The 22,818-nt window shown below is 65.4% G+C and carries 25 protein-coding genes; 16 read left to right on the forward strand and 9 right to left on the reverse strand.

Annotated features, from left to right (window positions below; translation table 11 throughout):
- Positions 1-32 precede the first annotated feature (32 nt).
- The 3 genes from BLP96_RS12595 (at position 33) to ahpF (ending at position 2,862) form a co-directional block, all read left to right on the forward strand.
- Complete coding sequence (locus tag BLP96_RS12595; protein ID WP_089686700.1) at positions 33-437, forward strand: ribonucleotide reductase subunit alpha; 405 nt, start codon at positions 33-35, stop codon at positions 435-437.
- Between the two features lie 133 nt (positions 438-570).
- The gene (ahpC, locus tag BLP96_RS12600) at positions 571-1,134 is read left to right on the forward strand and encodes an alkyl hydroperoxide reductase subunit C (RefSeq protein WP_089686702.1); all 564 of its coding nucleotides are present in this window, start codon (positions 571-573) and stop codon (positions 1,132-1,134) included.
- Between the two features lie 171 nt (positions 1,135-1,305).
- The gene (gene ahpF, locus BLP96_RS12605; RefSeq protein WP_089686704.1) at positions 1,306-2,862 is read left to right on the forward strand and encodes an alkyl hydroperoxide reductase subunit F; all 1,557 of its coding nucleotides are present in this window, start codon (positions 1,306-1,308) and stop codon (positions 2,860-2,862) included.
- Positions 2,863-2,949: 87 nt separating this feature from the next.
- On the opposite strand, the gene BLP96_RS12610 is transcribed toward ahpF, so the two are convergent.
- Both BLP96_RS12610 and BLP96_RS12615 read right to left on the reverse strand, forming a co-directional pair.
- A complete protein-coding gene (locus tag BLP96_RS12610) occupies positions 2,950-4,485 on the reverse strand; it encodes a sensor domain-containing diguanylate cyclase (RefSeq protein WP_089686706.1) in 1,536 nt (511 codons plus the stop codon).
- 43 nt (positions 4,486-4,528) lie between these two features.
- Entirely contained in the window at positions 4,529-5,095 is a 567-nt protein-coding gene (locus tag BLP96_RS12615) for a histidine phosphatase family protein (protein WP_340147973.1), read from the reverse strand.
- Between the two features lie 182 nt (positions 5,096-5,277).
- Between BLP96_RS12615 and phnD the strand changes: the two genes are divergently transcribed.
- The 5 genes from phnD (at position 5,278) to BLP96_RS12640 (ending at position 9,310) form a co-directional block, all read left to right on the forward strand.
- The gene (gene phnD / locus BLP96_RS12620; RefSeq protein ID WP_089686708.1) at positions 5,278-6,279 is read left to right on the forward strand and encodes a phosphate/phosphite/phosphonate ABC transporter substrate-binding protein; all 1,002 of its coding nucleotides are present in this window, start codon (positions 5,278-5,280) and stop codon (positions 6,277-6,279) included.
- A 78-nt stretch (positions 6,280-6,357) separates the two neighbouring features.
- Positions 6,358-7,176, forward strand: coding sequence for a phosphonate ABC transporter ATP-binding protein (phnC, locus tag BLP96_RS12625; protein WP_089686709.1), 819 nt, complete (start codon positions 6,358-6,360; stop codon positions 7,174-7,176).
- Positions 7,163-7,981 (forward strand): phosphonate ABC transporter, permease protein PhnE, encoded by an 819-nt coding sequence (gene phnE / locus BLP96_RS12630; protein ID WP_089686711.1) that lies wholly within the window; start codon positions 7,163-7,165, stop codon positions 7,979-7,981. The genes phnC and phnE (BLP96_RS12630) overlap by 14 nt, the downstream gene beginning before the upstream one ends.
- Positions 7,975-8,784, forward strand: coding sequence for a phosphonate ABC transporter, permease protein PhnE (gene phnE, locus BLP96_RS12635; protein ID WP_089686712.1), 810 nt, complete (start codon positions 7,975-7,977; stop codon positions 8,782-8,784). The genes phnE (BLP96_RS12630) and phnE (BLP96_RS12635) overlap by 7 nt, the downstream gene beginning before the upstream one ends.
- Positions 8,785-8,881: 97 nt before the next feature.
- Complete coding sequence (locus tag BLP96_RS12640) at positions 8,882-9,310, forward strand: host attachment protein (RefSeq protein ID WP_089686714.1); 429 nt, start codon at positions 8,882-8,884, stop codon at positions 9,308-9,310.
- 43 nt (positions 9,311-9,353) lie between these two features.
- Here the strand turns inward: BLP96_RS12640 and BLP96_RS12645 are convergent, their stop codons facing one another.
- Complete coding sequence (locus BLP96_RS12645) at positions 9,354-10,280, reverse strand: LysR family transcriptional regulator (RefSeq protein WP_089686716.1); 927 nt, start codon at positions 10,278-10,280, stop codon at positions 9,354-9,356.
- A 143-nt stretch (positions 10,281-10,423) separates the two neighbouring features.
- Here BLP96_RS12645 and BLP96_RS12650 point away from each other — a divergent pair, with 143 nt between their 5' ends.
- On the forward strand, positions 10,424-11,200 hold the full coding sequence (locus BLP96_RS12650) for a ferredoxin--NADP reductase (RefSeq protein WP_089686718.1): 777 nt from the start codon (positions 10,424-10,426) through the stop codon (positions 11,198-11,200).
- 218 nt (positions 11,201-11,418) lie between these two features.
- Here the strand turns inward: BLP96_RS12650 and glnK are convergent, their stop codons facing one another.
- The 3 genes from glnK to BLP96_RS12665 form a co-directional block, all read right to left on the reverse strand.
- Complete coding sequence (gene glnK, locus BLP96_RS12655; RefSeq protein ID WP_089686720.1) at positions 11,419-11,757, reverse strand: P-II family nitrogen regulator; 339 nt, start codon at positions 11,755-11,757, stop codon at positions 11,419-11,421.
- A gap of 141 nt (positions 11,758-11,898) precedes the next feature.
- Complete coding sequence (locus BLP96_RS12660; protein ID WP_089686722.1) at positions 11,899-13,221, reverse strand: ammonium transporter; 1,323 nt, start codon at positions 13,219-13,221, stop codon at positions 11,899-11,901.
- Between the two features lie 38 nt (positions 13,222-13,259).
- Positions 13,260-13,598: a P-II family nitrogen regulator gene (locus tag BLP96_RS12665; RefSeq protein ID WP_089686724.1), complete on the reverse strand. Its 339-nt coding sequence runs from the start codon at positions 13,596-13,598 to the stop codon at positions 13,260-13,262.
- Positions 13,599-13,885: 287 nt separating this feature from the next.
- On the opposite strand from BLP96_RS12665, the gene BLP96_RS12670 reads away from it, so the two are divergent.
- Positions 13,886-14,221: an accessory factor UbiK family protein gene (locus tag BLP96_RS12670; protein ID WP_089686726.1), complete on the forward strand. Its 336-nt coding sequence runs from the start codon at positions 13,886-13,888 to the stop codon at positions 14,219-14,221.
- A gap of 70 nt (positions 14,222-14,291) precedes the next feature.
- Positions 14,292-15,800, forward strand: a complete 1,509-nt coding sequence (locus BLP96_RS12675) for a YifB family Mg chelatase-like AAA ATPase (protein ID WP_089686728.1) — start codon at positions 14,292-14,294, stop codon at positions 15,798-15,800.
- Positions 15,801-15,818: 18 nt separating this feature from the next.
- Here BLP96_RS12675 and BLP96_RS12680 read toward each other — a convergent pair whose 3' ends face one another.
- Both BLP96_RS12680 and BLP96_RS12685 read right to left on the reverse strand, forming a co-directional pair.
- Positions 15,819-16,301 carry a hypothetical protein gene (locus tag BLP96_RS12680; protein WP_089686730.1) on the reverse strand — a complete coding sequence of 161 codons (483 nt, stop codon included), beginning with the start codon at positions 16,299-16,301 and terminating at the stop codon, positions 15,819-15,821.
- Complete coding sequence (locus tag BLP96_RS12685) at positions 16,295-17,272, reverse strand: alpha/beta hydrolase (RefSeq protein WP_089686732.1); 978 nt, start codon at positions 17,270-17,272, stop codon at positions 16,295-16,297. Before BLP96_RS12685 ends, BLP96_RS12680 begins: the two co-directional genes overlap by 7 nt.
- Positions 17,273-17,536: 264 nt before the next feature.
- On the opposite strand from BLP96_RS12685, the gene BLP96_RS12690 reads away from it, so the two are divergent.
- On the forward strand, positions 17,537-19,711 hold the full coding sequence (locus tag BLP96_RS12690; RefSeq protein WP_089686734.1) for a malate synthase G: 2,175 nt from the start codon (positions 17,537-17,539) through the stop codon (positions 19,709-19,711).
- Between the two features lie 219 nt (positions 19,712-19,930).
- The gene (locus BLP96_RS12695; protein WP_089686737.1) at positions 19,931-20,344 is read left to right on the forward strand and encodes a PaaI family thioesterase; all 414 of its coding nucleotides are present in this window, start codon (positions 19,931-19,933) and stop codon (positions 20,342-20,344) included.
- On the opposite strand, the gene BLP96_RS12700 is transcribed toward BLP96_RS12695, so the two are convergent.
- The gene (locus BLP96_RS12700; RefSeq protein WP_089686739.1) at positions 20,320-20,724 is read right to left on the reverse strand and encodes a DUF423 domain-containing protein; all 405 of its coding nucleotides are present in this window, start codon (positions 20,722-20,724) and stop codon (positions 20,320-20,322) included. The two genes, BLP96_RS12695 and BLP96_RS12700, sit on opposite strands and share 25 nt — an antisense overlap.
- Positions 20,725-20,821: 97 nt before the next feature.
- Here BLP96_RS12700 and thiS point away from each other — a divergent pair, with 97 nt between their 5' ends.
- From thiS to trmB, 3 genes are read left to right on the forward strand one after another with little or no spacing between them, the layout of a single operon-like run.
- Positions 20,822-21,022 carry a sulfur carrier protein ThiS gene (thiS, locus tag BLP96_RS12705; protein WP_089686876.1) on the forward strand — a complete coding sequence of 67 codons (201 nt, stop codon included), beginning with the start codon at positions 20,822-20,824 and terminating at the stop codon, positions 21,020-21,022.
- Between the two features lie 54 nt (positions 21,023-21,076).
- A complete protein-coding gene (locus BLP96_RS12710) occupies positions 21,077-21,874 on the forward strand; it encodes a thiazole synthase (RefSeq protein ID WP_089686741.1) in 798 nt (265 codons plus the stop codon).
- 27 nt (positions 21,875-21,901) lie between these two features.
- The gene (gene trmB, locus BLP96_RS12715) at positions 21,902-22,648 is read left to right on the forward strand and encodes a tRNA (guanosine(46)-N7)-methyltransferase TrmB (protein WP_089686742.1); all 747 of its coding nucleotides are present in this window, start codon (positions 21,902-21,904) and stop codon (positions 22,646-22,648) included.
- Positions 22,649-22,818 lie beyond the last annotated feature (170 nt).

Genomic DNA, 22,818 nt, shown 5'->3' on the forward strand with positions numbered 1-22,818 from the left:
GTGACGGTCGGTCGAACTTCAGGAGTGATACCTTGGCCATTTCCCGTTTCAGCGACCTTCTCGAAGAGGCTCGTCGCCAGCCCGAACCGCAGCGCCTGCTGTTCGTTTTCACCCGTGCCGAACTGCCCGACCACCCCACCGAAGCACAGCGACGCCGCTTCGAGCGGGGCGAAGGCGGGGTGCTGACCCCAGTGCTGTGCGTCGACAAGGCGCCCGAGGAGCTCAGCGACATGGCGGGGCTGTTGACCGAGTCCCGCCGGACCGGCGTCGACTGGGACATCGTCTTCGTGGGGGCCTTGGCCGGACACGGCCATGAGGCGCCCAGCGACGAACAGGTGGAGGCGCAGCTCGAACGCATGGTGGAATCGCTGAAGATGGGCAGCGTCGAAGCGTTCCTGGCGCTGGACCGGCAGGGCGAGGCCGTGCGTCTCGGCTGATGCCCGATCGTCGTCCATAGGGTTGAATTATCAAGCCGATGACACCATTCAATTTACGCTATCAGAGCGTACGGGATACCATGCGCTTGAATTTCCGACACCTTCATACCAAAGTCGTAAGGAGCAGCATCGAATGTCCCTGCTGAACACCGAAGTCAAACCGTTCAAGGCCACTGCCTACTACAACGGCGAATTCGTCGAAGTGACCGAGGAGAACCTGAAGGGCCAGTGGAGCATCTTCTTCTTCTACCCGGCCGACTTCACCTTCGTTTGCCCCACCGAGCTGGGTGACCTGCAGGACAACTACGAGGAATTCAAGAAGCTGGGCGTCGAGATCTACAGCGTCTCCACCGATACCCACTTCACCCACAAGGCCTGGCATGACAGCTCCGAAACCATCGGCAAGCTGACCTACCCGATGCTGGCCGACCCGACCCACGCCATCTCGCGCAATTTCGAGGTGCTGATCGAGGAAGACGGCATTGCCGAGCGTGGCACCTTCGTGGTCGACCCGGACGGCAAGATCCAGATCGTCGAACTGAACGCCGGCAACATCGGTCGCAACGCCGAGGAGCTGCTGCGCAAGGTCAAGGCCGCCCAGTACGTGCGTGCCAACCCGAACGAAGTCTGCCCGGCCAAGTGGGAAGAAGGCGAAGAGACTCTGTCCCCGTCTCTGGACCTGGTCGGCAAGATCTGATTGGCCCCTCTCCCTCGCGAGGGATCCCCCTGACCTCGAGGGAGTCGCGCCCGGGCGTATCGCGCCCGGGCGTTTTTCGACACGGCGTCACTCGCTTCGCACGGCATAGCAACCGTGAGCCTGTGGTCAGTTGCGCCTTTTTATATTAGCCATATGTGAAGGATCGCTGTCATGTTGGACGACAATCTGAAAGCACAGCTCAAAGCTTACCTGCAGAAGGTCACTCAGCCGTTCGAGATCGTCGCGTCCCTCGATGACGGCGACAAGTCGCAGGAGCTCTTCAAACTGCTCACCGAGATCACCGAGCTCTGTGACAAGATCGCTCTCAAGACCGACGGTGACGATGCGCGCACGCCGTCGTTCGCTCTCAACCGCCCGGGCGAGGATACCGGCTTGACCTTCGCCGGCATTCCCATGGGCCACGAATTCACCTCGCTGGTGCTGGCGTTGCTGCAGGTAGGCGGCCATCCGCCCAAGGCCAGCGACGATGTCATCGAGCAGATAAAGGCGCTGGATGCCGATCTGCATTTCGAGACCTACTTCTCGCTTTCCTGCCAGAACTGCCCCGACGTGGTGCAGGCACTCAACCTGATGGCGATCCTCAATCCGCGGATTCGCCACGTGGCCATCGATGGCGCGCTCTTCCAGGCTGAAGTGGAGCAGCGCGAGATCATGTCGGTGCCCAGCGTCTACCTCAACGGCGAGCCCTTCGATCAGGGCCGCATGAGCCTCGAGCAGATCCTTGCCAAGGTGGACACCGGCGCCGCCGAGCGCGAGGCCGCCAAGCTCAGCGAGAAGCCGGCCTTCGACACCCTGATGATCGGTGGCGGTCCGGCTGGCGCCGCGGCGGCGGTCTATGCGGCGCGCAAGGGCATTCGCACCGGCGTGGTGGCCGAGCGGTTCGGTGGCCAGGTGCTCGACACCCTGGCCATCGAGAATCTCGTTTCCGTGCCCCACACCGAGGGGCCCAAGCTGGCCGCGGCACTGGAGGAGCACGTCAAGGAGTACGAGGTCGACATCATGAACCTGCAGCGTGCGGTGGAGCTGGTACCGGCCAGCCAACCGGGCGGCGAGCACGAGGTGCGCTTCGAGTCCGGCGCCACGCTGAAGAGTCGCACCCTGGTGTTGGCCACCGGCGCCCGCTGGCGCGAGATGAACGTGCCCGGCGAGGCCGAGTACCGCAACAAGGGCGTGGCCTACTGCCCGCACTGCGACGGCCCGCTGTTCAAGGGCAAGCGCGTGGCGGTGATCGGTGGCGGCAACTCCGGCGTCGAGGCGGCCATCGACCTGGCCGGCCTGGTGGCCGAGGTGACCTTGATCGAGTTCATGGACGAGCTTCGGGCCGACGACGTGCTGCAGAAGAAGCTCGCCAGCCTGCCCAACGTGAAGATCATCAAAGGCGCTCGGACCACCGAGGTGAACGGCGACGGTACCCGCGTCAATGGCTTGACCTTTGAAGAGCGGGCCAGTGGCGAGCTGCGCCACCTGGAGCTGGAAGGCGTCTTCGTGCAGATCGGCCTGGTGCCCAACACCGAGTGGCTGAAGAACTCGCCCATCGAGCTCTCCGAGCGCGGCGAGATCGTCACCGATGAACGCGGCATGACCAGCGTGCCGGGCATCTTCGCCGCCGGCGACGTGACCACCGTGCCCTACAAGCAGATCGTCATCGCCATGGGCGAGGGCTCGCGGGCCGCGCTCGGCGCTTTCGATTACCTGATCCGCAGCTGACCTGGGCGGCCTCCTCGAGGCCTTCCGCTTCCCGATTCACGCTCCCGCCGGTCTCGCCGGCGTGGGCGTCGTGAACATGACGCTCACTCAGTCAGATTCGCGGCCACTGAGCCGGCGGTCGGCGGCATCGACAATGCTCGTGTCGGCATCGCTCGCGGAGGGCAGTTGCCAGTAGGCGACGATCCGATTGCGCCCACCGTCCTTGGCGGCATAGAGCGCTCGGTCGGCTTGGGCGATGGCCAGGGTATGGCCGTGACGCCGAGTCGTCCCGTGGGGCAGGCTGGCGATGCCCAGACTGACGGTGATGGGAATCGACAGCGGCACGCTGTCGTCAGGTGTTGCGTCGAGCTGAAAGGGAGCGTTGGCGATGCAGGTGCGCAGGCGTTCGGCGATCTGCAACACTTCCGGCTGCGCCAGGCCGCTCACCACGATGACGAACTCTTCGCCGCCCAGACGGGCCAGGCCGTCATGGGCGCGTAGCTCGCCGCCGAGTCGCTGGGCCAGCAGGCGCAGCAGGGCATCGCCGGCGGGATGGCCGTGCCGGTCGTTGACCGGCTTGAAGTGGTCGATGTCGAGCAGCAGGAGGTGGTGGGGCGCACGATCGTCGACCAGGGTCTCGTCGAGGTGTCGCCACAGCCCGCGGCGGTTCAGCGTACCGGTGAGCTCGTCGTATTCGGCGGCCACCATGGCACGTTCCTCGCCCTGCTTGCGCTGGCTGACGTCGATGATCAGTCCTGCCAGGCTCTGTACGTTCTGACTGGGGCCCCTGACCACCTCGGCAACGATCTCGTGCCAGCGCGTCTCGCCCCGCTCGGTGATCAGGCGCACATCGAGACGCCAGCTGCAGGAGGTACTGCATAGGCAGCGTCGCAGCCGTTGCCAGAGACGCTGACGATCTTCTCGGGCGATGTGGGCCAGCAGGCGGCGTATGGGCAACCGGGCGTAATCGTCCGGGTAGCCCAGAGTGCGCAGCAGCGCGCGGGAACACCAGGTGGCACCGCTTTGCGGGTCGACCTCCCAGATGCCGCAGTCGGTGACGCGCTGGAAGAGCTCGATCTGCCGACGCCGGCTGGTGAGCTGCTGGCGGTAGATGGCCGAGGCGATCAACTCGGCGGCCACGCGCAGGGCCTGCAGGCCGGTACCCTGCCAGTCGAGGGGGCGCACGCAGTCGTCGATGCCCAACGTGCCCCACCAGGTTCCGTTGACCATGATCGGGACGGTGACCATGGATTGGATGGCCTGGCTCTCGAGATTGCGGCGCAGCGGACCTGCTGGCATGGCTTCGACGACGAAGCCGTGTGCCTCGCCGCGCTGTCGGGCGGCCACCATTTCCTGGTAGATCGGGTCGTCGAAGAAGGTGGTGAAGAAGCGAAAGCGCTTCTGGGTGAGCTGACGGTAGCGTGGTTCGGCGGCCCATTCGAAGACGTAGTCCTGCACGACGGCCTCGTCCTGCAGTTCGATGAGCTGAAAGATCCAAACCCGGCTGGCGCCACTGGCCTTGCCGAGGGCAGCGATCAAGCGGTCGACGCCGTCGCCCCAGAAACGCGCGTCCACGACGGCTTGGCTTCCGCTAGCCAGGGCAGCGAGCAGGCGGGGCGCATCCGGGGCAACGGGATCCGGCATGAGAGGGCTCGTCCTTGGGCATTGCCTCGATGATACTCATAGCCTACGCCAAGGCAATGACGTTTGCCGGCATCAGCGGTCGACGATCACGGTGCTGCGTCAACGGTCGCTCTTCGATGGCGGTGAGCAGGATCTGCAACGGGTCTCCATGGCTGACCAGCAGCACGGTTTCCCGATGGTACTCGCGCTCCAGGCCGCTTAGCACGTCGAGCATGCGCTCGGCCACGCGGCTCACGCTTTCGACGCCGAAATCGCAGTGGTCGGGGTCTAGGGCATCCCGCTGCCAGACCGTGGGATAACGGGCGTCGGGCTGACCTTCCAGACTGCCGAAGTCGCGTTCGCGCAGGCGAGGGTCCGGGTGCGGGGTGAGACCGAAGCGGGTAGCGATTCGAGCCGCGGTTTCGGCAGTGCGCAGGAAGTCCGAGTGCCAAAGCCGAGTGGGAGCGGGCCAACGCCAGTCGTCTACCAGCCGTTCGAGCTGGGCGTGCCCCTCCGGTGACAGGCCGTAGGCATTCAGGCCATGCCGTGCATGGCTGACGATCACGCCTCGTGCATTGGCTTCGCTATGGCCATGGCGCATGAGCAGATAGCGATTGCGGCGTTGGGTCACAGCGTGAAATCTCCCGTTTGACATGGAATTGTCATGTTACCTAGATTGAAACTAGGTTTTCGCATGCGAGCATATCATGCGACCTTGATGTTCGGTTCCGCTCAGCGATTCGGGTCGAGATCTCCATCTTCGTCGGCCCGTGACGTGAGCGAATCCAATAACAACAGACCGAGAGGCACGCCATGACTTCCCATCCGGCATTTTCCAGGCGCGTACCGGGCGCGCTGTCCTGCGTTTCGCTGTGTTCCCTGACCCTTCTGCTCTCGTCGGCGGCAATCGCCCAGGAGGATTGTCCGCGTGGCAAGCTGGACGAGATCTACTGCGACCGCGACGGCGACATGGTTGCCGATCCTCCGCAGGATGAATCCCAGTGGACGAACCCCGATACACTGATCTTCGCCTACACGCCGGTGGAGGATCCGGCCATCTATGCCGATATCTGGCAGCCCTTCATCGATCACCTCGAAGAGGTCACCGAGCGCGACGTGCGCTTCTTCGCCGTGCAGTCCAACTCCGCCCAGGTGGAGGCGATGCGCAGCGGACGCCTGCACATTGCTGGCTTCTCCACCGGGCCGACGCCCTTTGCGGTCAACCTGGCCGGCGCCGTGCCCTTCGCGCTGATGGGCTCCGACGATGGGCAGTTCGGCTACACCCTGCAGCTCTACACCCACGTGGACTCCGACATCCACGAGATGGAGGATCTCGAGGGCAAGCGCGTAGCGCACACCTCGCCCACGTCCAATTCCGGCAATCAGGCGCCCCGCGCCCTGTTTCCCGAGATGGGCATCGTGCCCGGCGAGGACTACGAGGTGGTCTACTCAGGCAGCCACGATCAGTCGATGCTCGGCGTGGTGGCACGTGACTACGATGCCGCGCCGGTAGCTTCCGAGGTGGTCGAGCGCATGGCCGATCGCGACCTCTACGACCCAGATGACGTGCGGCTCCTCTACGAGTCCGACCGCTTCCCGACCACTTCCTACACCTACGCCCACGACCTGCATCCCGACCTGGTCGACAAGATCGAGGAGGCCTTCTTCTCCTTCGAGTTCGCCGGTACCGAGCTGGGCGAGGAGTTCGATGGTGTCGAGAAGTTCATCCCCATCAACTACCAGGAGCACTGGAAGGTCATCCGCACCATCCAGGAAGCCAACGGAGTCGAGTACACGCCCGACAACCTCGAGTGACGGGCTCGTGGCGTTGCCGGCAGCCGCTGCATGGCGGCTGCCGGTCGTTTTTCGTTTGTGCATCAGCCGGACACGTCCATGCTAGAAATTTCCAATCTGACCAAACGCTATGGCAGTGATGCCGCGGTCCTCGAAGACCTCGATCTGACGGTCGAGGGCAATAGCGTGGTAGCCATCGTCGGTGCTTCCGGTGCCGGCAAGAGCACGATGCTGCGCTGCATCAATCGGCTGGTCGAGCCCACGTCCGGCTCGATCAAGCTCAACGGCAGCGAGCTCGTCACCCTCAAGGGCGCTGCCCTGCGCCAGGCCCGCCGCAAGATCGGCATGGTCTTTCAGGGCTTCAATCTCATCGACCGGCTCACGGTGATGGAGAACGTGCTGGCCGGTCGGCTCGGCTACGTCAATCTCTACCAGGCGGTCACACGCCGCTACCCTCAGGCGGACATCGACCGTGCCTTCGCCCTGCTCGAGCGGGTGGAGATCGCCCATTATGCCAACAAGCGCGCCGATGCCCTGTCCGGCGGCGAGCGTCAGCGCGTCGGCGTGGTGCGTGCGCTGATGCAGGAACCGGAGATCCTGCTCGCCGACGAGCCGACGGCGTCGCTCGATCCGCGCACCTCCGAGCAGATCATGCGCCTATTGCAGAGCCTGGCCAGCGAAATGTCATTGCCGGTGCTGATCAACATCCACAACGTGGCCCAGGCCAAGGCGTATACGGAACGCATCGTCGGGCTGCGCCACGGGAAGATGATCTTCGACGGAGCGCCCGAGGATTTCACCAAGGAGGCGCTGGATGCCATCTATGGCGGCATCGAGGCGCCCGACGACCAGCTGATCGAGACGCCGGCATCGGGCCCGCGCCAAGGCGCTCGGGGGGTGGCGCATGACTCGTTCTAGTTCCCCCTCCTCGGCCACGGTGCGGCGAACCTGGCACAAGCCGCCGTTCATCGCCAATCCCTGGCTGCGCTACGGTCTGTGGCTGGTGGTGGCGGCCTATCTCGTCTGGGCACTCGGCACCCTGCCATTCAACTGGGAGCGTATCGCCGAAGGCCTGCCGCGCGCTGCACGAATCTTCGGTGGCGGCTTCCCGCCCAGCTTCGATCGCGCCGATCTGCTCTTCACCGGCTTCAAGGAGAGCCTGCAGATCGCCATTCTGGCCACGCTGCTCGGGGTGCTGCTCTCGATTCCCTTCGCGGTGATGGCCGCCCGCAATCTGGCGCCCCGCCCGGTCTATCTGCTGGGGCGGGGGGTGATCATCGTCTCGCGCAGCTTCCATCCGGTGATCGTGGCGATACTGTTCGTGGCTGCGGTGGGCTTCGGTCCACTGGCCGGCATCCTGACGCTGACTCTCTATTCGATCGGGTTCGTCGGCAAGCTGCTTGCCGAGGAGATCGAGGAGATCGACTGGGGACAGGTCGAGGCGATGAAGGCCACGGGAGCAGGCTATTTCGCCACCCTGGTCTATGCGGTCTTTCCGCAGATCCTGCCGCGCCAGGTCGGGCTCTCCATGTACCAACTCGACAGCAACCTGCGTGCCTCGGCGGTAGTGGGCATCGTCGGTGCCGGCGGTATCGGGGGCACCCTGATGAATGCCTTCGGACGCTATGACTACGACTTCGCTTTCGCCATCCTGCTGGTGATCATCGCGGTGATCCTGGTCAGCGAAGGCGTCAGCGGTTGGGTAAGGAAGCAGATATGGTAGACAATTCGTCCGCTGCGCAGGGACGTGTCTGGCAGCGCTACGATGGCCGCCAGCGCCTGATTCGCTACGTCGTGCTGCTGCTGTCGATGATGGTGCTCTACTGGGCGGTCAGCGACATCGACATCTTCTGGCCCTGGGTGTGGGATGCGCCCAATCAGATCGGCAGTCTCGGTGCACGCATGTGGCCGCCCGACCCGAGCGGTCTCGGCGAGATCGTGGCGGCGCTGCTCGAGACGGTGCACATCGCCACTCTGGCCACGGCGCTGACCATTTTCGTGGCCCTGCCGGTCTCCTACATTGCGGCCCAGAACACCACCCCCAATCGGGCCTGCCTGTGGCTGGGCCGTTTCATCCTGGTGGCCAGCCGTTCGGTCAACACCATCATCTGGGCGCTGCTGTTCGTGGCGATCTTCGGTCCCGGGGTGCTGGCCGGTATACTCGCCATCATGTTCCGTTCCATCGGCTTCGTCGGCAAGCTGATGGGCGAGGCCATCGAGGAGATCGACCGCCGGCCGGTGGAGGCCATGCAAGCCACCGGGGCCAGCAAGGCCAAGGTGATCGCCTATGCCGTGGTGCCCCAGGTGATGCCGGCATTCTTCGCCATCATCATTCTGCGCTGGGACATCAACATCCGTGAGTCCACGGTGCTGGGCCTGGTCGGTGCCGGTGGCATCGGGGTGATCCTGCAGGGCGCCATCGATACCTTCGCCTGGCCAACGGTCGCTACCATTCTGATCGCTATCATCACCCTCGTACTGCTTGGCGAGGCCATCACCGGCGTGCTGCGCCGCAAGGTGATATGACGGTTGACCGCCCGATGCCCCCTTGCCAATGTTGAAGAGGATGAAGCCGGTCGCCGGGCCTGGCCGGCTTCCCCATCAACCCGCACGAGGAGTGGCTATGACAACGTACATCGTGGTGGCCGACCAAGCCCGGGCGCGCGTGTTCACGCGCGATGCCCTCAAGCTGGAAGAGCGTCAGAGCCTGGTGCACGCCGAAGGGCGCCTGCACGAGGGCGACCTGGTGACGGACCGTGGCGGCGACGTGCACGAGTCGACGTCGACCAACGCCCGTTCGGCGGGGGGAGAGAGCGTGGCAACGCAGCATCATGCCGAACTCTTCGCCAAGGAGGTCGCCGAGTGCATCTACCGGGCACGGGTCGACAACAGCCTGGAGAAGTTGATTCTGGTAGCGCCGCCACGATTTCTGGGGCTGCTGCGGGACAAGGTCGATGGCCCTTCTCGTAAGCTGATCATCCACACTCTGGCCAAGGACCTGTCCAAGGCCAGCCTCGCCGATATCCAGCAAGCCGTCAGCGACCTGCGCTGATCCACTTGCCGTGGCCCGGCGGCGTCGCGTCGGGCCGTTTTTTCTACGGTACGGACGGCAGATCGATCTCGTCGCTGCGCTTCACGCCGTCCGTCATCTGTCGGCACAGGCGCAGAAATTCACGCATGCCGGTGGCCAGGTACTTGTGGCGGTGCCAGATGAAGGCGAACTGCCGGCTGAGATCCAGCTCCGGGGTGGGAATGGGAACCAGGCTGCCGCGACGAAAGGCGTCGCGCAGTGCCAGTTTCGATACGCAACCGATGCCCAGCCCCGACTCCACGGCCCGCTTGATACCCTCGGTGTGCTCCAGTTCGAGCAATACGTTGAAGCGTCCGCGGCGATGACGAGCCGCCTGCTCTAGGGTCAGGCGGGTGCCCGAACCCTGCTCGCGCATGATCCATGCCTCACGCAGCAGCCGGTCGAGCTCTATCGGTCCTTGTCCGGCGAGCCGGTGGCGGGGCGAACAGAACACCGCCAGTTCATCTTCCACCCAGGGCTGGGTGACCACGTCATCCTCCTCGCAGCGTCCTTCGATCAGGCCCAGGTCGAGCTGATGGTGGCGCACGCTGTCGACGATGGCGCGGGTGTTGCGCACCGAAAGACGTACTCGGCTGCCGGGATGGCGCTGCATGAAGTCACTGATCAGTAGGGTGGCCAGGTAGTTGCCGATGGTTAGGGTGGCGCCCACATCCAGCGAGCCGATGCCCTGCTGGCCGTGCAGCAGCTCCTCGACTTCCTCGGCGCGGTCGAGCAGTGCCACCGCCTTGGGCAGCAACTGAAAGCCCAGAGCGTTGAGCTTGAGGCGTTTGCCGATGCGGTCGAGCAGGCGGCAGTCGAACTGGCGTTCCAGTTCGGCCAGCGCCGTGCTGGTGGCGGACTGGGAAAGAGCCAGGGCGCGTGCGGCGTGGGAAACGCTCTCGTGCTGGGCCACGGCCACGAAGACTTCCAGTTGGCGCAGAGTGAAGTGCATGCCCCCTCCGAGCAGAACGTTTATCCATAGTATAGATAAACGATATCCATACAATTCAATTAACAGATAAACGCAGATCTCTTAGAATCCACGACACACTTAATCGGTGGCTTTATTCGCCAAAGGAATATCGAGGAGCCGGCATGAGCAAGTTCGCCCTGGAAGAGGTCTTGAGCGTCCATCACTGGAACGACACCCTATTCAGCTTCCGCACCACTCGTGAGCGTAGCCTGCGCTTCAAGAACGGCCAGTTCGTGATGATCGGCCTCGAGGTGGAGGGCAAGCCGTTGATGCGCGCCTACTCCGTTGCCAGTCCCAACTACGAGGATCATCTGGAGTTCTTCAGCATCAAGGTGCCGGATGGCCCACTCACCTCACGTCTGCAGCATCTACAGGTCGGCGATCAGGTCATGGTCAGTCGTAAGCCTACCGGTACGCTGGTCACCGACGACCTGCTGCCGGGGCGCAACCTCTATCTGCTGTCCACCGGCACCGGCCTGGCGCCCTTCATGAGCCTGATCCAGGATCCGGAAGTCTACGAGCGTTTCGAGAAGGTGGTGCTGGTGCATGGCGTACGCACGGTGAGCGAACTCGCTTATGCCGACTTCATCGAGAAGGAACTGCCGGCCCACGAATACCTGGGCGAGGAGATCGGTGCCAAGCTCGTCTACTATCCCACCGTGACCCGCGAGGAGTTCCGTACCATGGGACGTCTCACCGACCATATCCGTAGCGGCAAGCTCGCCGCGGACACCGGCCTGCCGGCGCTCGACCCCAAGCAGGATCGTGCCATGATCTGCGGCAGCCCGGCCATGCTCGACGAGACCAGCGCTCTACTCGACGACCTCGGTTTCACCATCTCGCCGCGCATGGGCGAGCCCGGGGATTACGTCATCGAGCGCGCCTTCGTCGAGAAGTAAGCGATACGCTAGAAGAGCACCGCTACGCGGCCGGAAGCTGGAAGAAAGGGCTTGACACCCCGGGTGGCGAATTCATGCTGCGCTTCCAGCTTCCAGCTTCCAGCTTCCAGCTTCCAGCTTCCAGCTTCCAGCTTCCAGCTTCCAGCTTCCAGCTTCCAGCTTCCAGCTTCCAGCTTCCAGCTTCCAGCTTCCAGCTTCCAGCTTCCAGCTTCCAGCTGTCAGACGGCGTCCTTGCCAGTTTCGCCGGTGCGGATGCGAATCACCTGCTCGAGCGGGGTGACGAAAATCTTGCCGTCGCCGATCTTGCCGGTATTGGCGACTTGGGTGATGGCGTCGATCACCTTCTCGGCCATGGCCTCGTCCACCGCGATCTCCACTTTCACCTTGGGCAGGAAGTCGACCACGTACTCGGCGCCGCGGTAGAGCTCGGTATGGCCCTTCTGACGACCGAAGCCCTTGACCTCGGTGACAGTGATGCCCTGGACGCCGATCTCGGAGAGTGACTCGCGAACGTCGTCGAGCTTGAACGGCTTGATGATGGCGGTCACCAGTTTCATGGTCTGCATCCTCATGGTCGGTCGGGGTTCGTGATGGCGAACCCGAGTGGGTACGAAAACGGGTTGGCCTCAAGCATACACCGCCCTTGGCGGTAAGAAAAAAGGCTCCCCGTGGGGAGCCTTGTCGATGGGGTGGTCGAGTCACTCGGTGCGCGGTTGTCCCGCCGGAGCCGGGGCCGCGTAGCCGCCTGCCGGGCGGCCGCCTCCGCCGCCATGGATCTTGGCGACGCTGAACTCGGGATAGGCCTCCAGGCCGCACTCGGCGAGATCCACGCCCTCGTACTCTTCCTCCTCGCTGACGCGAATGCCCATGATGGCCTTGAGGATCAGCCATACCACCAGGCTGGCGCCGAAGACCCAGGCGAAGATGCCGATGATGCCGATGACCTGGGCACCGAAGCCGGCGCTACCGTTGGTGAGCGGTACGGCCAGCACGCCCCAGATGCCGACCACGCCGTGCACCGAGATGGCACCCACCGGGTCGTCGATCTTCAGCTTGTCGAGCGTCACGATGGAAGCCACCACGATAGCGCCGCCGATGCCGCCGATCAGGGTGGCGCCCAGGGCGGAAGGCGACAGCGGATCGGCAGTGATGGCCACCAGGCCGGCCAGGGCGCCGTTGAGGGCCATGGTCAGGTCCGCCTTGCGGAACCACAGCTTGGCCAGGATCAGAGCCAGGATCACCCCGCCGGCGGCGGCGGCGTTGGTGTTGACCAGCACCTGGGCCATGTTGTTGGCCGAGCCGACGTCCGAGAGCTTCAGCTCCGAGCCGCCGTTGAAGCCGAACCAGCCCATCCACAGGATGAAGGTACCCAGCGTGGCCAGCGGCAGGTTGGCGCCGGGAATGGCGTGGACGCTGCCGTCCTTGCCGTACTTGCCCTTGCGCGGACCGAGAACCAGCACGCCGGCGAGTGCCGCGGCGGCACCGGCCAGGTGCACGATGCCCGAGCCGGCATAGTCGGAGTAGCCGACCTCGGCGAGCCAGCCGCCGCCCCATGTCCAGTAGCCGGACACCGGGTAGATGACGCCGGTCATCACCACGGCAAAGGCCAGGAAGGCCCACAGCTTCATGCGCTCGGCCACCGCGCCCGAGACGATGGACATGGCCGTGGCCACGAACACCACCTGGAAGAAGAAGTCGGCGCGCATGGAGTAGTAGGGGGCGTCATCGCCACCGGCCGTCACGGCATCCACGGTGTTTTCGCCACCGAGCAGGAAGCCGAAGCTGGGCAAGAAGCCGCCGGCGCTGCTGGAGTACATCAGGTAGTAGCCCAGCAGCAGGTACATGGTGCAGGCGATGGCGAACAGGGCGATGTTCTTGGTGAGGATTTCGGCAGTGTTCTTGGAGCGCACCAGGCCGGCCTCGAGCATCGAGAAGCCGGCGGCCATCCACATTACCAGGATGCCGCAGACCAGGAAATAGAAGGTATCGAGCGCGTAGCTCAGTTCACTGAGTTCACTCATGGAAGTCTCTCCTCGGCGTCGTATCGGAAGCGGTGGGCTTAAACGGCATCGGCGCCGCGTTCACCGGTGCGAATGCGGATGACGTCCTCCAGCGGCGTGACGAAGACCTTGCCATCGCCGATCTTGCCGCTGTTGGCAGCGCTGCAGATGGCGTCGAGCACGCTTTCCAGGCGGCTGTCGTCGATGGCCACCTCGACCTTCACCTTGGGCAGGAAATCGACCACGTACTCGGCGCCGCGGTAGAGCTCGGTGTGGCCCTTCTGGCGACCGAAGCCTTTCACCTCGGTCACGGTGATGCCTTGAACGCCGTTGTCGGCCAGCGCCTCACGGACGTCGTCGAGCTTGAACGGCTTGATGATGGCGGTGATCAGTTTCATCTCATCTCTCCGGCTGGCTGGGGTGGCATGGTCCACCGGTCATGTCATGCCCTGTCCATGCGCAGAGCGTGCCAGTCGCGAAAAAAATGGTCTTCGATCAGCGGCTTGTAAGTCCTGTCTGGAATGTTTTGCACGCTTCCGGTGGGAGGTATCGTCGGCAGGTGCACCAGGCTGGTGCCGGGCTGTGGTGCAGATGCTCCAGCATGGCGCGCAACGGGAGAATGCGTGGCTGCTGCGCCTTGCGTATCCTGTGGGGATAGTCATCAGCGGTTCCAGGAGAGAACACCATGAGTAGTCAGGATCCCATCAGTCGGCTGGCCCAGCAGCTCGGCGAACGCCTGCAGGGCGCTTCTCAGGCTCCGGAAGAGTTCCAGAAGGCTGCGCAGCAGGTAGTGCGTGGCGCCTTCGATCGCCTGGAGCTGGTCTCGCGAGAGGATTTCGACATCCTCATGGACGTGCTGCAGCGCACCCGCAGTCGCGTCGAAGCGCTGGAAAAGCAGGTCGCCGCCCTCGAAGAGGCGGTGGCGGCACGGCAGTCAGATGCCTCGGCATTGCCGCCTGCCGAGAAGGAGAGCGCCGCGCAACCTGAAGAGGATGCCGGCGCGGGCGAGACCGGCCGCTGAGGTAGCGGCACGCGACCGTCACCGGCGGATGCTAAGCTAGAGGCTTGGCAAACGGACTGCGAGGGACCGCATGACGCTAGCGATCGTCGCCACGAGGGCGGGGTTGGGCCTCGAGGCACCCGAGGTGCTCGTCGAGGTGCATCTGGCCAACGGCCTGCCCGGCATGACTCTGGTAGGGCTGCCCGAAGCCGCCGTCAAGGAGAGCCGCGAACGGGTGCGCAGCGCCCTCACCAATGCCGGCTTCGACTTTCCCAATACCCGCCGGATCGTGCTCAACCTGGCGCCCGCCGACCTGCCCAAGGTCGGCGGGCGTTTCGATCTGCCCATTGCCCTGGGCATCCTGGTGGCCTCCGGCCAGATTCCGGCGGAGGCGCTGTCGGGCATCGAGAGCGTCGGTGAGTTGGCGCTGGATGGCCGGCTGCGCCCGATCAGTGGGATGCTGCCGCTGGCGCTGGCCGCTCGCCAGGCGGGCCGCCGGCTGATCGTGCCGCGCGACAACGCCGACGAGGCGGCACTGGCCGGTGACCTGCAGGTACTGCCCGCCGATCACCTGCTGGAAGTGGTGGCACACCTGCTGGGGCAGACGCCCATCGCCGCCCACCGTCTCGTCACGCCGCCCGTTGCCGAGCGGCGAGAAGGCGACCTCGCCGAGGTGCGCGGCCAGCACCAGGCACGCCGTGCCCTGGAGATCGCCGCGGCGGGGTCGCACAATCTGTTGTTCGCAGGCCCGCCCGGTACCGGCAAGACCATGTTGGCGAGCCGCCTGCCCGGCATTCTTCCGCCGCTCACCGAGGATGAGGCGCTGGAAGTGGCGGCGGTGCGCTCCGTCTGCGGGCTACCGCTGGCCGAACAGTGGGGACGGCGTCCGTTCCGGGCTCCGCACCACACCGCCAGCGCCGTGGCCCTGGTGGGCGGCGGCTCCTGGCCACGCCCTGGCGAGATATCCCTGGCCCACCACGGCGTGCTGTTCCTCGACGAGTTGCCGGAGTTCTCGCGACAGGTGCTCGAGGTGATGCGCGAGCCCATGGAGTCAGGACGGATCCACATCGCACGGGCCAGTCACGAGCGGCGTTTCCCGGCTCGTTTCCAGCTGGTAGCGGCCATGAACCCCTGCCCCTGCGGCCATTTGGGCGATCCGCGTCAAGCGTGCCAGTGCACGGCAGCGCAGATTCAGCGCTACCAGTCGCGCCTTTCGGGACCGTTGCTCGACCGCATCGACCTGCAGGTGGAGGTACCGGCGCTGCCCCCGGAGCAGCTCACCGCCCGCGAGCGTGGCGAGGACTCCGCCACGGTACGCTCGCGAGTGATGGCCGCCCGTGAGCGGCAGTACGCTCGCGGCGCCCTGAACGCCCATCTGGGCGGCCGGGAGCTCGAAGTCGCCTGTGCCCTGTCGAATGCCGATCGCGCCTGGCTGGCCGGCGTTCTGGAGCGGCTCAAGCTCTCGGCACGGGCCTATCATCGGGTGCTGCGCGTTGCCCTCACCCTGGCCGACCTGGGCGGCAAACCACACCCCGAGCGCGACGAGCTCATGGAGGCGATCGGCTATCGGCAGTTGGACCGGCAGCTTCGTCAAGCCTGAGACTGGGAGAGCAGGGAGCTACAGCGCCGTGGCGTCGAAGGCGCCCTCGATGCTCGTCTCCCATAGCGTTGCGTCGTCATCGGGGCGCTGCAGCATCAGGGTCAGGCGGTAAGGCAGGAGTTCGCGGTCGGAGAGCCTCAGGCGAGGGGCCGCGGCTTCCAGACGGCTTTTCAGTCGCCACTGGTGGGGTTCCGTGCTGCCTTCCATGCCGGGTTGCCAATCGAGAACCTGAGGGCCGGGAGCGATGCCGAGCAGGGCTCGGGTCAGGCTCTCGCGCATGCGCTCGACGCCCACGCCCAGCTCCGAGTCGACCTCGGGGGCGGCAAGCAACAGCACCTGCTGCTCGAGCGGTTGCAGTGCGTCGATCTCGCCGATTCGTTGAGCGGCGCTGTTGCCGAGCCCCAGCAGCGCCTGGCGTACCGGTTCGATGCGATTGGCCGAAGTGGCGCAACCGTTGAGGATGAACAGCGTCAGCAGCAACGGCACCAGGGACTTCAGCATGGCATTCTTTCCGTTTCCAAGCGGGCGATGAAATCGTCCAGGGCGGCAAACAGTGCCTGGCGAATCGGCTCGGCTTCGTTGACCAGATGGTGGCGCGCTTCGGGATGACGGTGTATGCAGGCGTTGGGGAACTTGTGCCCCAATACCGAGAGGTTCCACTCCCAGTCCACGGTGAGGTCTTGCTCGCCCTGCAGAATCAGGGTGGGCAACTGACTGGGAGGCAGGGCGAGCAGCTGGGGCATCCATCGACGCATGGCACTGATCCAGTGCATGGATAGGCGATCGGGCTGCAGCGGGTCCTGCTCGCGCAGGAAGGTGGCGAAGTCATGGTCGGTGGAGTTGGCGCGAAACTTGCGCGGCACCGAGCTGACGAAAGGGCCGACCAGGCGGTGCAGCCAGCTCGACTGAGGCCATCCCCAGGGGCGCACCAGCGGTGCGAGCAGGGCGAGCCCCGACCAGTGGCCATCGTCGGCACGGGTCAAGGCATCGGTGGCCAGAATCGCCGCGCCGGTGCTCTGGCCGACGCCGAGCCAGGGGCGCGGCGCCAGCTCGCGGTCGCCGAGCTGCTGCTGCAGGGCGCGCAGGCAGTCGGCATAGTCGGTGAAGTCGTCGATGCAGGCGCGTCGACCGCTGGAGAGACCATGGCCGGGGAGATCCCACAGGACCACGCGCCAACGGTGCTCGAGCAGGCGTTCCAGCAGGTGGCGATAGAGTCCCAGGTGATCGAAGTAACCGTGGACCACGAAGGCGGTGCCGATGGCCTGCGGTGGGCTCCACACCTGGGTCCATAGGCGAAAGCGGGGCGTTTCCAGGTAGCCGACGTGCAGCCCGACCCGATCATCGATCAGCGCCGCCAGGCCATAATGGGCGAAGTAATGAGCGAGGTGGTCGCCGAGAGGATGCGTATCGCAGGCGGTGCTGTCGAAGGGGGCGATGGGCCCGTGGGCCTGCAGCGGGGAAAAGTCAGTCATCGCAACCTCCGGCGGGATTGGCAGGGCGTCACGCGAGGAAGCGTCGCCGATCTGGCAGTTTACCTGGCCTGTACCACCCCTTTCGAGCGTTGCAGCGGCGTGGCTGACTGCCATGGTGTCTCCACCCTATGTCTAGTGCCTATGCTCGGCCCTTGGGTTTACATATGGAACGATTTTCCACAAAATCGTCGATATAGCGTGGTTCCATCCCAACATCCGGCAGGCGAGCCATGAACTCGCCTCCGTGCACGAGGAGATTTCCCCATGACCCAACGCGTCACACGCCACCGTCTGCAGGTGGCTGCCGAGCTGGATCGCTTCGTCAACGAGCGGGCACTGCCGGGTACCGGCGTCGATCCCGAGGCCTTCTGGACCGGGGTGGATGCCCTCTTTCACGATCTGACCCCGAAGAATCGCGAATTGCTCGCTGAGCGCGATCGCCTTCAGGAGCGGCTGGACTCCTGGCATCGCCAGAATCCCGGCCCGGTGCGCGACCTGGACGCTTACCGCGCCTTCCTCGAAGAGATCGGCTACCTGGTCGAGGCGCCGGCCAAGGTCGAAGTCACCACCGCCAATGTCGACCGCGAGGTCGCCGTGCAGGCCGGCCCGCAGCTGGTGGTGCCGGTCAACAATGCCCGTTACGCGCTCAATGCCGGTAACGCGCGCTGGGGCAGTCTCTACGACGCTCTCTATGGCACCGATGCCATCCCCGAAGACGATGGCGCCGAGAAGACCGCCGAGTACAACCCCAAGCGTGGCGAGAAGGTGATCGCCTACGCTCGCGGCGTGCTCGACCGTGCCGCGCCCCTGGCCACTGGATCGCATCGCGATGCCGTCAAGTACGTACTGCGCGACGGCCACCTGGTGGCGACCCTCGAGGGCGGCCGTGAGACGGGCCTCAAGGAGCCGGGCAAACTGGTCGGCTACCGGGGCGACGCCGCCAGCCCCGAGGCGATTCTGCTGGCCAACCACGACCTCCACCTGGAGATCCAGATCGACCCGAGCCACCCCATCGGCAAGACCGACCCGGCCGGCGTCAAGGACGTACTGGTCGAGGCGGCGCTGACCGCCATCATGGACTGCGAAGACTCCGTGGCGGCGGTGGATGCCGAGGACAAGGTCGGCGTCTACGCCAACTGGCTGGGCCTGATGAAGGGCGATCTCACCGAGGAGGTGGAGAAGGGGGGCAAGACCTTCACCCGGCGCCTGCATGCCGATCGCACCTACACCACGCCGGACGGCGGCAGCCTGACCCTGCCCGGCCGTTCGCTGATGTTCGTACGCAACGTCGGCCATCTGATGACCACCCCAGCGGTGCTCGACGCCGACGGCAACGAGCTCCCGGAAGGCATCCTCGACGGCGTGGTCACCGGGCTGCTCGCCCTGCACGACCTCAAGAAGGGCGACGGCGAGGCGCGCAACTCCCGCGAGGGCTCGGTCTACATCGTCAAGCCCAAGATGCACGGGCCCAAGGAGGTCGCCTTCTCCAACGAGCTGTTCGGGCGCATCGAGGACATCCTCGGCATGCCCCGCGACACCCTCAAGATGGGCATCATGGACGAGGAGCGACGCACCTCGGTCAACCTCAAGGCATGCATCAACGAGGCGGCCTCGCGGGTGGTGTTCATCAACACCGGCTTCCTCGACCGCACCGGCGACGAGATGCACACCGCCATGGAAGCCGGCCCGATGATCCGCAAGGGCGACATGAAGAACGCTGCCTGGATCCAGGCCTACGAGAAGAGCAACGTCCAGGTCGGCCTGGCCTGCGGCCTGCGCGGCCACGCCCAGATCGGCAAGGGCATGTGGGCCATGCCCGACCTGATGGCCGCCATGCTCGAGCAGAAGATCGGTCACCCCAAGGCCGGCGCCAACACCGCCTGGGTGCCCTCGCCCACCGCCGCCACCCTGCATGCCCTGCACTACCACCAGGTGGACGTCACCGAGGTGCAGCGCGAGCTAGAGGCCCAGGGCGAACCGAACTTTCTGGACGACCTGCTCAGCGTGCCGGTGGCCGAGCAGGCGAACTGGTCCGACGAGGAGATCCAGCAGGAACTCGACAACAACTGCCAGGGCATTCTCGGCTACGTGGTGCGCTGGGTCGAGCACGGCGTGGGCTGCTCCAAGGTGCCGGACATCCACAACGTGGGACTGATGGAGGACCGCGCCACCCTGCGTATCTCCAGCCAGCACATCGCCAACTGGCTGCACCACGGCGTGGTCGATGCCGCGCGGGTGCGCGAGACCCTCGAGCGCATGGCCAAGGTGGTCGATGAGCAGAATGCCGGCGACCCGGCCTACACGCCGATGAGCGCCGACTATGCGGCTTCCACGGCCTTTCAGGCGGCCAGCGACCTGATCTTCAAGGGCCGCGTGCAGCCCGCCGGTTACACCGAGCCGCTGCTGCACCACTGGCGTGCCGTTCACAAGGCGAAATGATCATCCACGGGCCACGGGTTGCGGGCCGTGAGTGGCGAGCCATACTGATGCTCGTAGCTCGTAGCTCGTAGCTCGTAGCTCGTAGCTCGTAGCTCGTAGCTCGTAGCTCGTAGCTCGTAGCCCGTAACGGGATGCGCCCCGGGTACCCGCCCGGGGCGCGTTGCGCTATGGTCAGACGTCAGGCACCGACAACCACAAGCCACCGCCAGGAGAGCGCCGATGACCGTGATGACCGCCGCCGCCATCGAGGACTTTCTCGACGAGGTCTTTCCCCAGCGCACCGGCACCATCGAGGGTGTCGACGAGATGCGCGCCACCATGAGCCTGGCCATCGAGGACGAGCACCTGCGTCCCGGTGCCAGTGTCTCGGGGCCGACGCTCATGGGGCTGGCCGACGTCTGTCTCTACGTGGCGATCCTGGCGCAGATCGGGCCCGAGCCCATGGCCGTGACCAGCGACCTGCACTGCCGCTTCCTGCGCCGCCCGCGCGGCGACCGCGACATCATCGCCAATGCGCGCATCCACAAGCTGGGGCGTCGCCTGGCGGTGGGCGAGGTGCAGCTCTTCTCCGCCGGCGACGAGGCACCGGTGGCGCTGGTTACCGCGACTTACGTCCTTCCCGACTCGGACTGATCGCGACGCCCCCGCAGCGCACATACGGCAAGCGCGAGCCAGCCACCGATCAGGGCAAGCCCGCCCAGCGGGGTGATCAGCACCAGCCCACCGCGGCCGCCGGCCAAGGCGAGCACATAGAGCGAGCCGGAGAAGAGACCGATCCCCACTGTCCAAAGCAGTAGCACCAGGCGCTGTCCCGCCAGGGGCAGGTTGGCGCGCCACGCCAGCACGGCGAGCATCGCCAGGGTGTGCCACGCCTGGTAGCGCACCCCCGTCTCGAAGGCGGCGGCGAGGCGTGGCGCCAACTGACCCTCCAGGGCATGGGCGCCGAAGGCGCCGGCAATGACGGTCAGCGCCCCTGACAGCGCTGTGAGGCTCCACCACGGTCGGTCGTGCATGATCGCTCCTCGAACGGCTTTGCCATCACCGTACCCCGCAGCGCTGCGAGCGGCTACAATGTGGCCCCGCAACAATGGTCAACGCAGAGAGGACGCCATGCAAATCCAGCTCAACGGCGAAGCCCGCGACCTGGCAGCCGGCCTCACGGTGGCGCAGCTGCTCGACGAGCTGGGCCTTGCCGGCCAGCGTATCGCCGTGGAACGCAACCAAGAAATCGTGCCCAAGAGCGAGCACGCCGCCACCCAGCTTGCCGAGGGCGACCGGCTCGAGATCGTCCACGCCATTGGCGGTGGCTGAGCGGACGTCCACGGCGCTCGTTTCTTGACCCCGAACCGACAGAAGGCAACTTCGATGACCGATTTCATCCAGGACCAGCCGCTGCGAATCGCCGGCCAGGCGTTCACCTCGCGGCTGCTGGTCGGCACCGGCAAGTACCGGGATTTCGACGAGACCGCCGAGGCCGTGACCGCCTCCGGTGCCGAGATCGTCACCTTTGCGGTGCGCCGCACCAATCTGGGCCAGACGGCGGGCGAACCCAACCTGCTCGACGTGGTGCCGCCCTCGCGCTTCACGCTGCTGCCCAACACCGCTGGCTGCTACACGGCCAAGGATGCCGTGCGTACCTGCAAGCTGGCGCGCGAGCTGCTCGACGGCCACAAGCTGGTCAAGCTCGAGGTGCTGGGCGATCAGTCGACCCTCTATCCCAACGTGGTCGAGACGCTCAGTGCGGCAGAGACGCTGATCGCCGACGGCTTCGACGTCATGGTCTATACCAGCGACGACCCCATCGTCGCCCGCGAGCTGGAGCGACTGGGCTGCTGCGCCATCATGCCGCTCGGCTCGTTGATCGGCTCCGGCCACGGCATCCAGAATCCGCACAACCTCAGCCTGATCATCGAGCAGGCCGAGGTGCCGGTACTGGTGGATGCCGGCATCGGTACTGCCTCCGACGCTGCGCTGGCCATGGAACTCGGCTGCGACGGCGTGCTGATGAACTCGGCGATCGCCCAGGCTCGCCAGCCGGTGCTGATGGCCAGTGCCATGAGGAAAGCCATCGAAGCGGGCCGCGAGGCCTTTCTGGCCGGACGCATGCCGCGTCGTCAGAGCGCCGATCCTTCCTCGCCCTTCGCCGGTCGTATCAACGGCTGATCCGCCTTCCGAGCTTCGAGCCTACGCATGAATCCGTCGTCACACGACAGTCCCGAATCGACCACCGGCCCGGAAGGGCCCGACGCCCCGCTGCATCGACGCGGCATCAAGAGCTACGTGCTGCGCGCCGGGCGCATGACCCAGGCGCAGAACCGCGGCCTCGAGGAAGTCTGGCCGCGGCTCGGCTTGACGCTGGCCGACGGCCGCCAGAATCTCGACGACCTGTTCGGGCGCATGGCTCCACGGGTGGTGGAGATCGGTTTCGGCATGGGGGCTTCACTGGTCGAGCAGGCCGAGCGCCATCCGGAAACCGACTTCATCGGTATCGAGGTGCACATGCCGGGCGTCGGCAAGCTGCTCGACGAGGCCGACAAGCGCGGCCTGACCAACCTGCGCGTCTACCGCGAGGACGCCGTGGCTGTGTTAGAGCAGTGCCTGCCCGAGGCAAGCCTCGACTCGGTGCAGCTCTACTTCCCCGATCCCTGGCCCAAGAAGAAGCACCACAAGCGGCGCATCGTCCAGCCTGCCTTCGTGGCGCTGATTCGCTCACGGCTCAAGCCCGGCGGCACCCTGCACATGGCCACCGACTGGCAGGCCTATGCCGAGTGGATGGCCGAGGTGATGGAAGCCGCTTCCGGGTTTGCCAACATGGCCACGGTCGAGACGGCGCCCTATGTGCCGCGCCCCGCCTTCCGCCCGCTCACCAAGTTCGAGGCGCGCGGCGAGAAGCTCGGCCACGGCGTCTGGGACCTGATCTACCGCCGCATCGACTGACCCTCGGTTCATGAGGGGGAGAAACCAAAAAAAGCGCCCTCGGGGAGAGGGCGCAGGCAAGACCGTGACTAGCAATGAGGGGGAGAAACCATAGCGAGAAACGCGACGCTTCCCGCATGGGTGTGGCGCCTCATCAACGCCACACCCCTAATGTAGTGCTTCTCATTTGC

The organism is Billgrantia gudaonensis (genome assembly GCF_900100195.1).
Lineage (GTDB): Bacteria > Pseudomonadota > Gammaproteobacteria > Pseudomonadales > Halomonadaceae > Halomonas > Halomonas gudaonensis.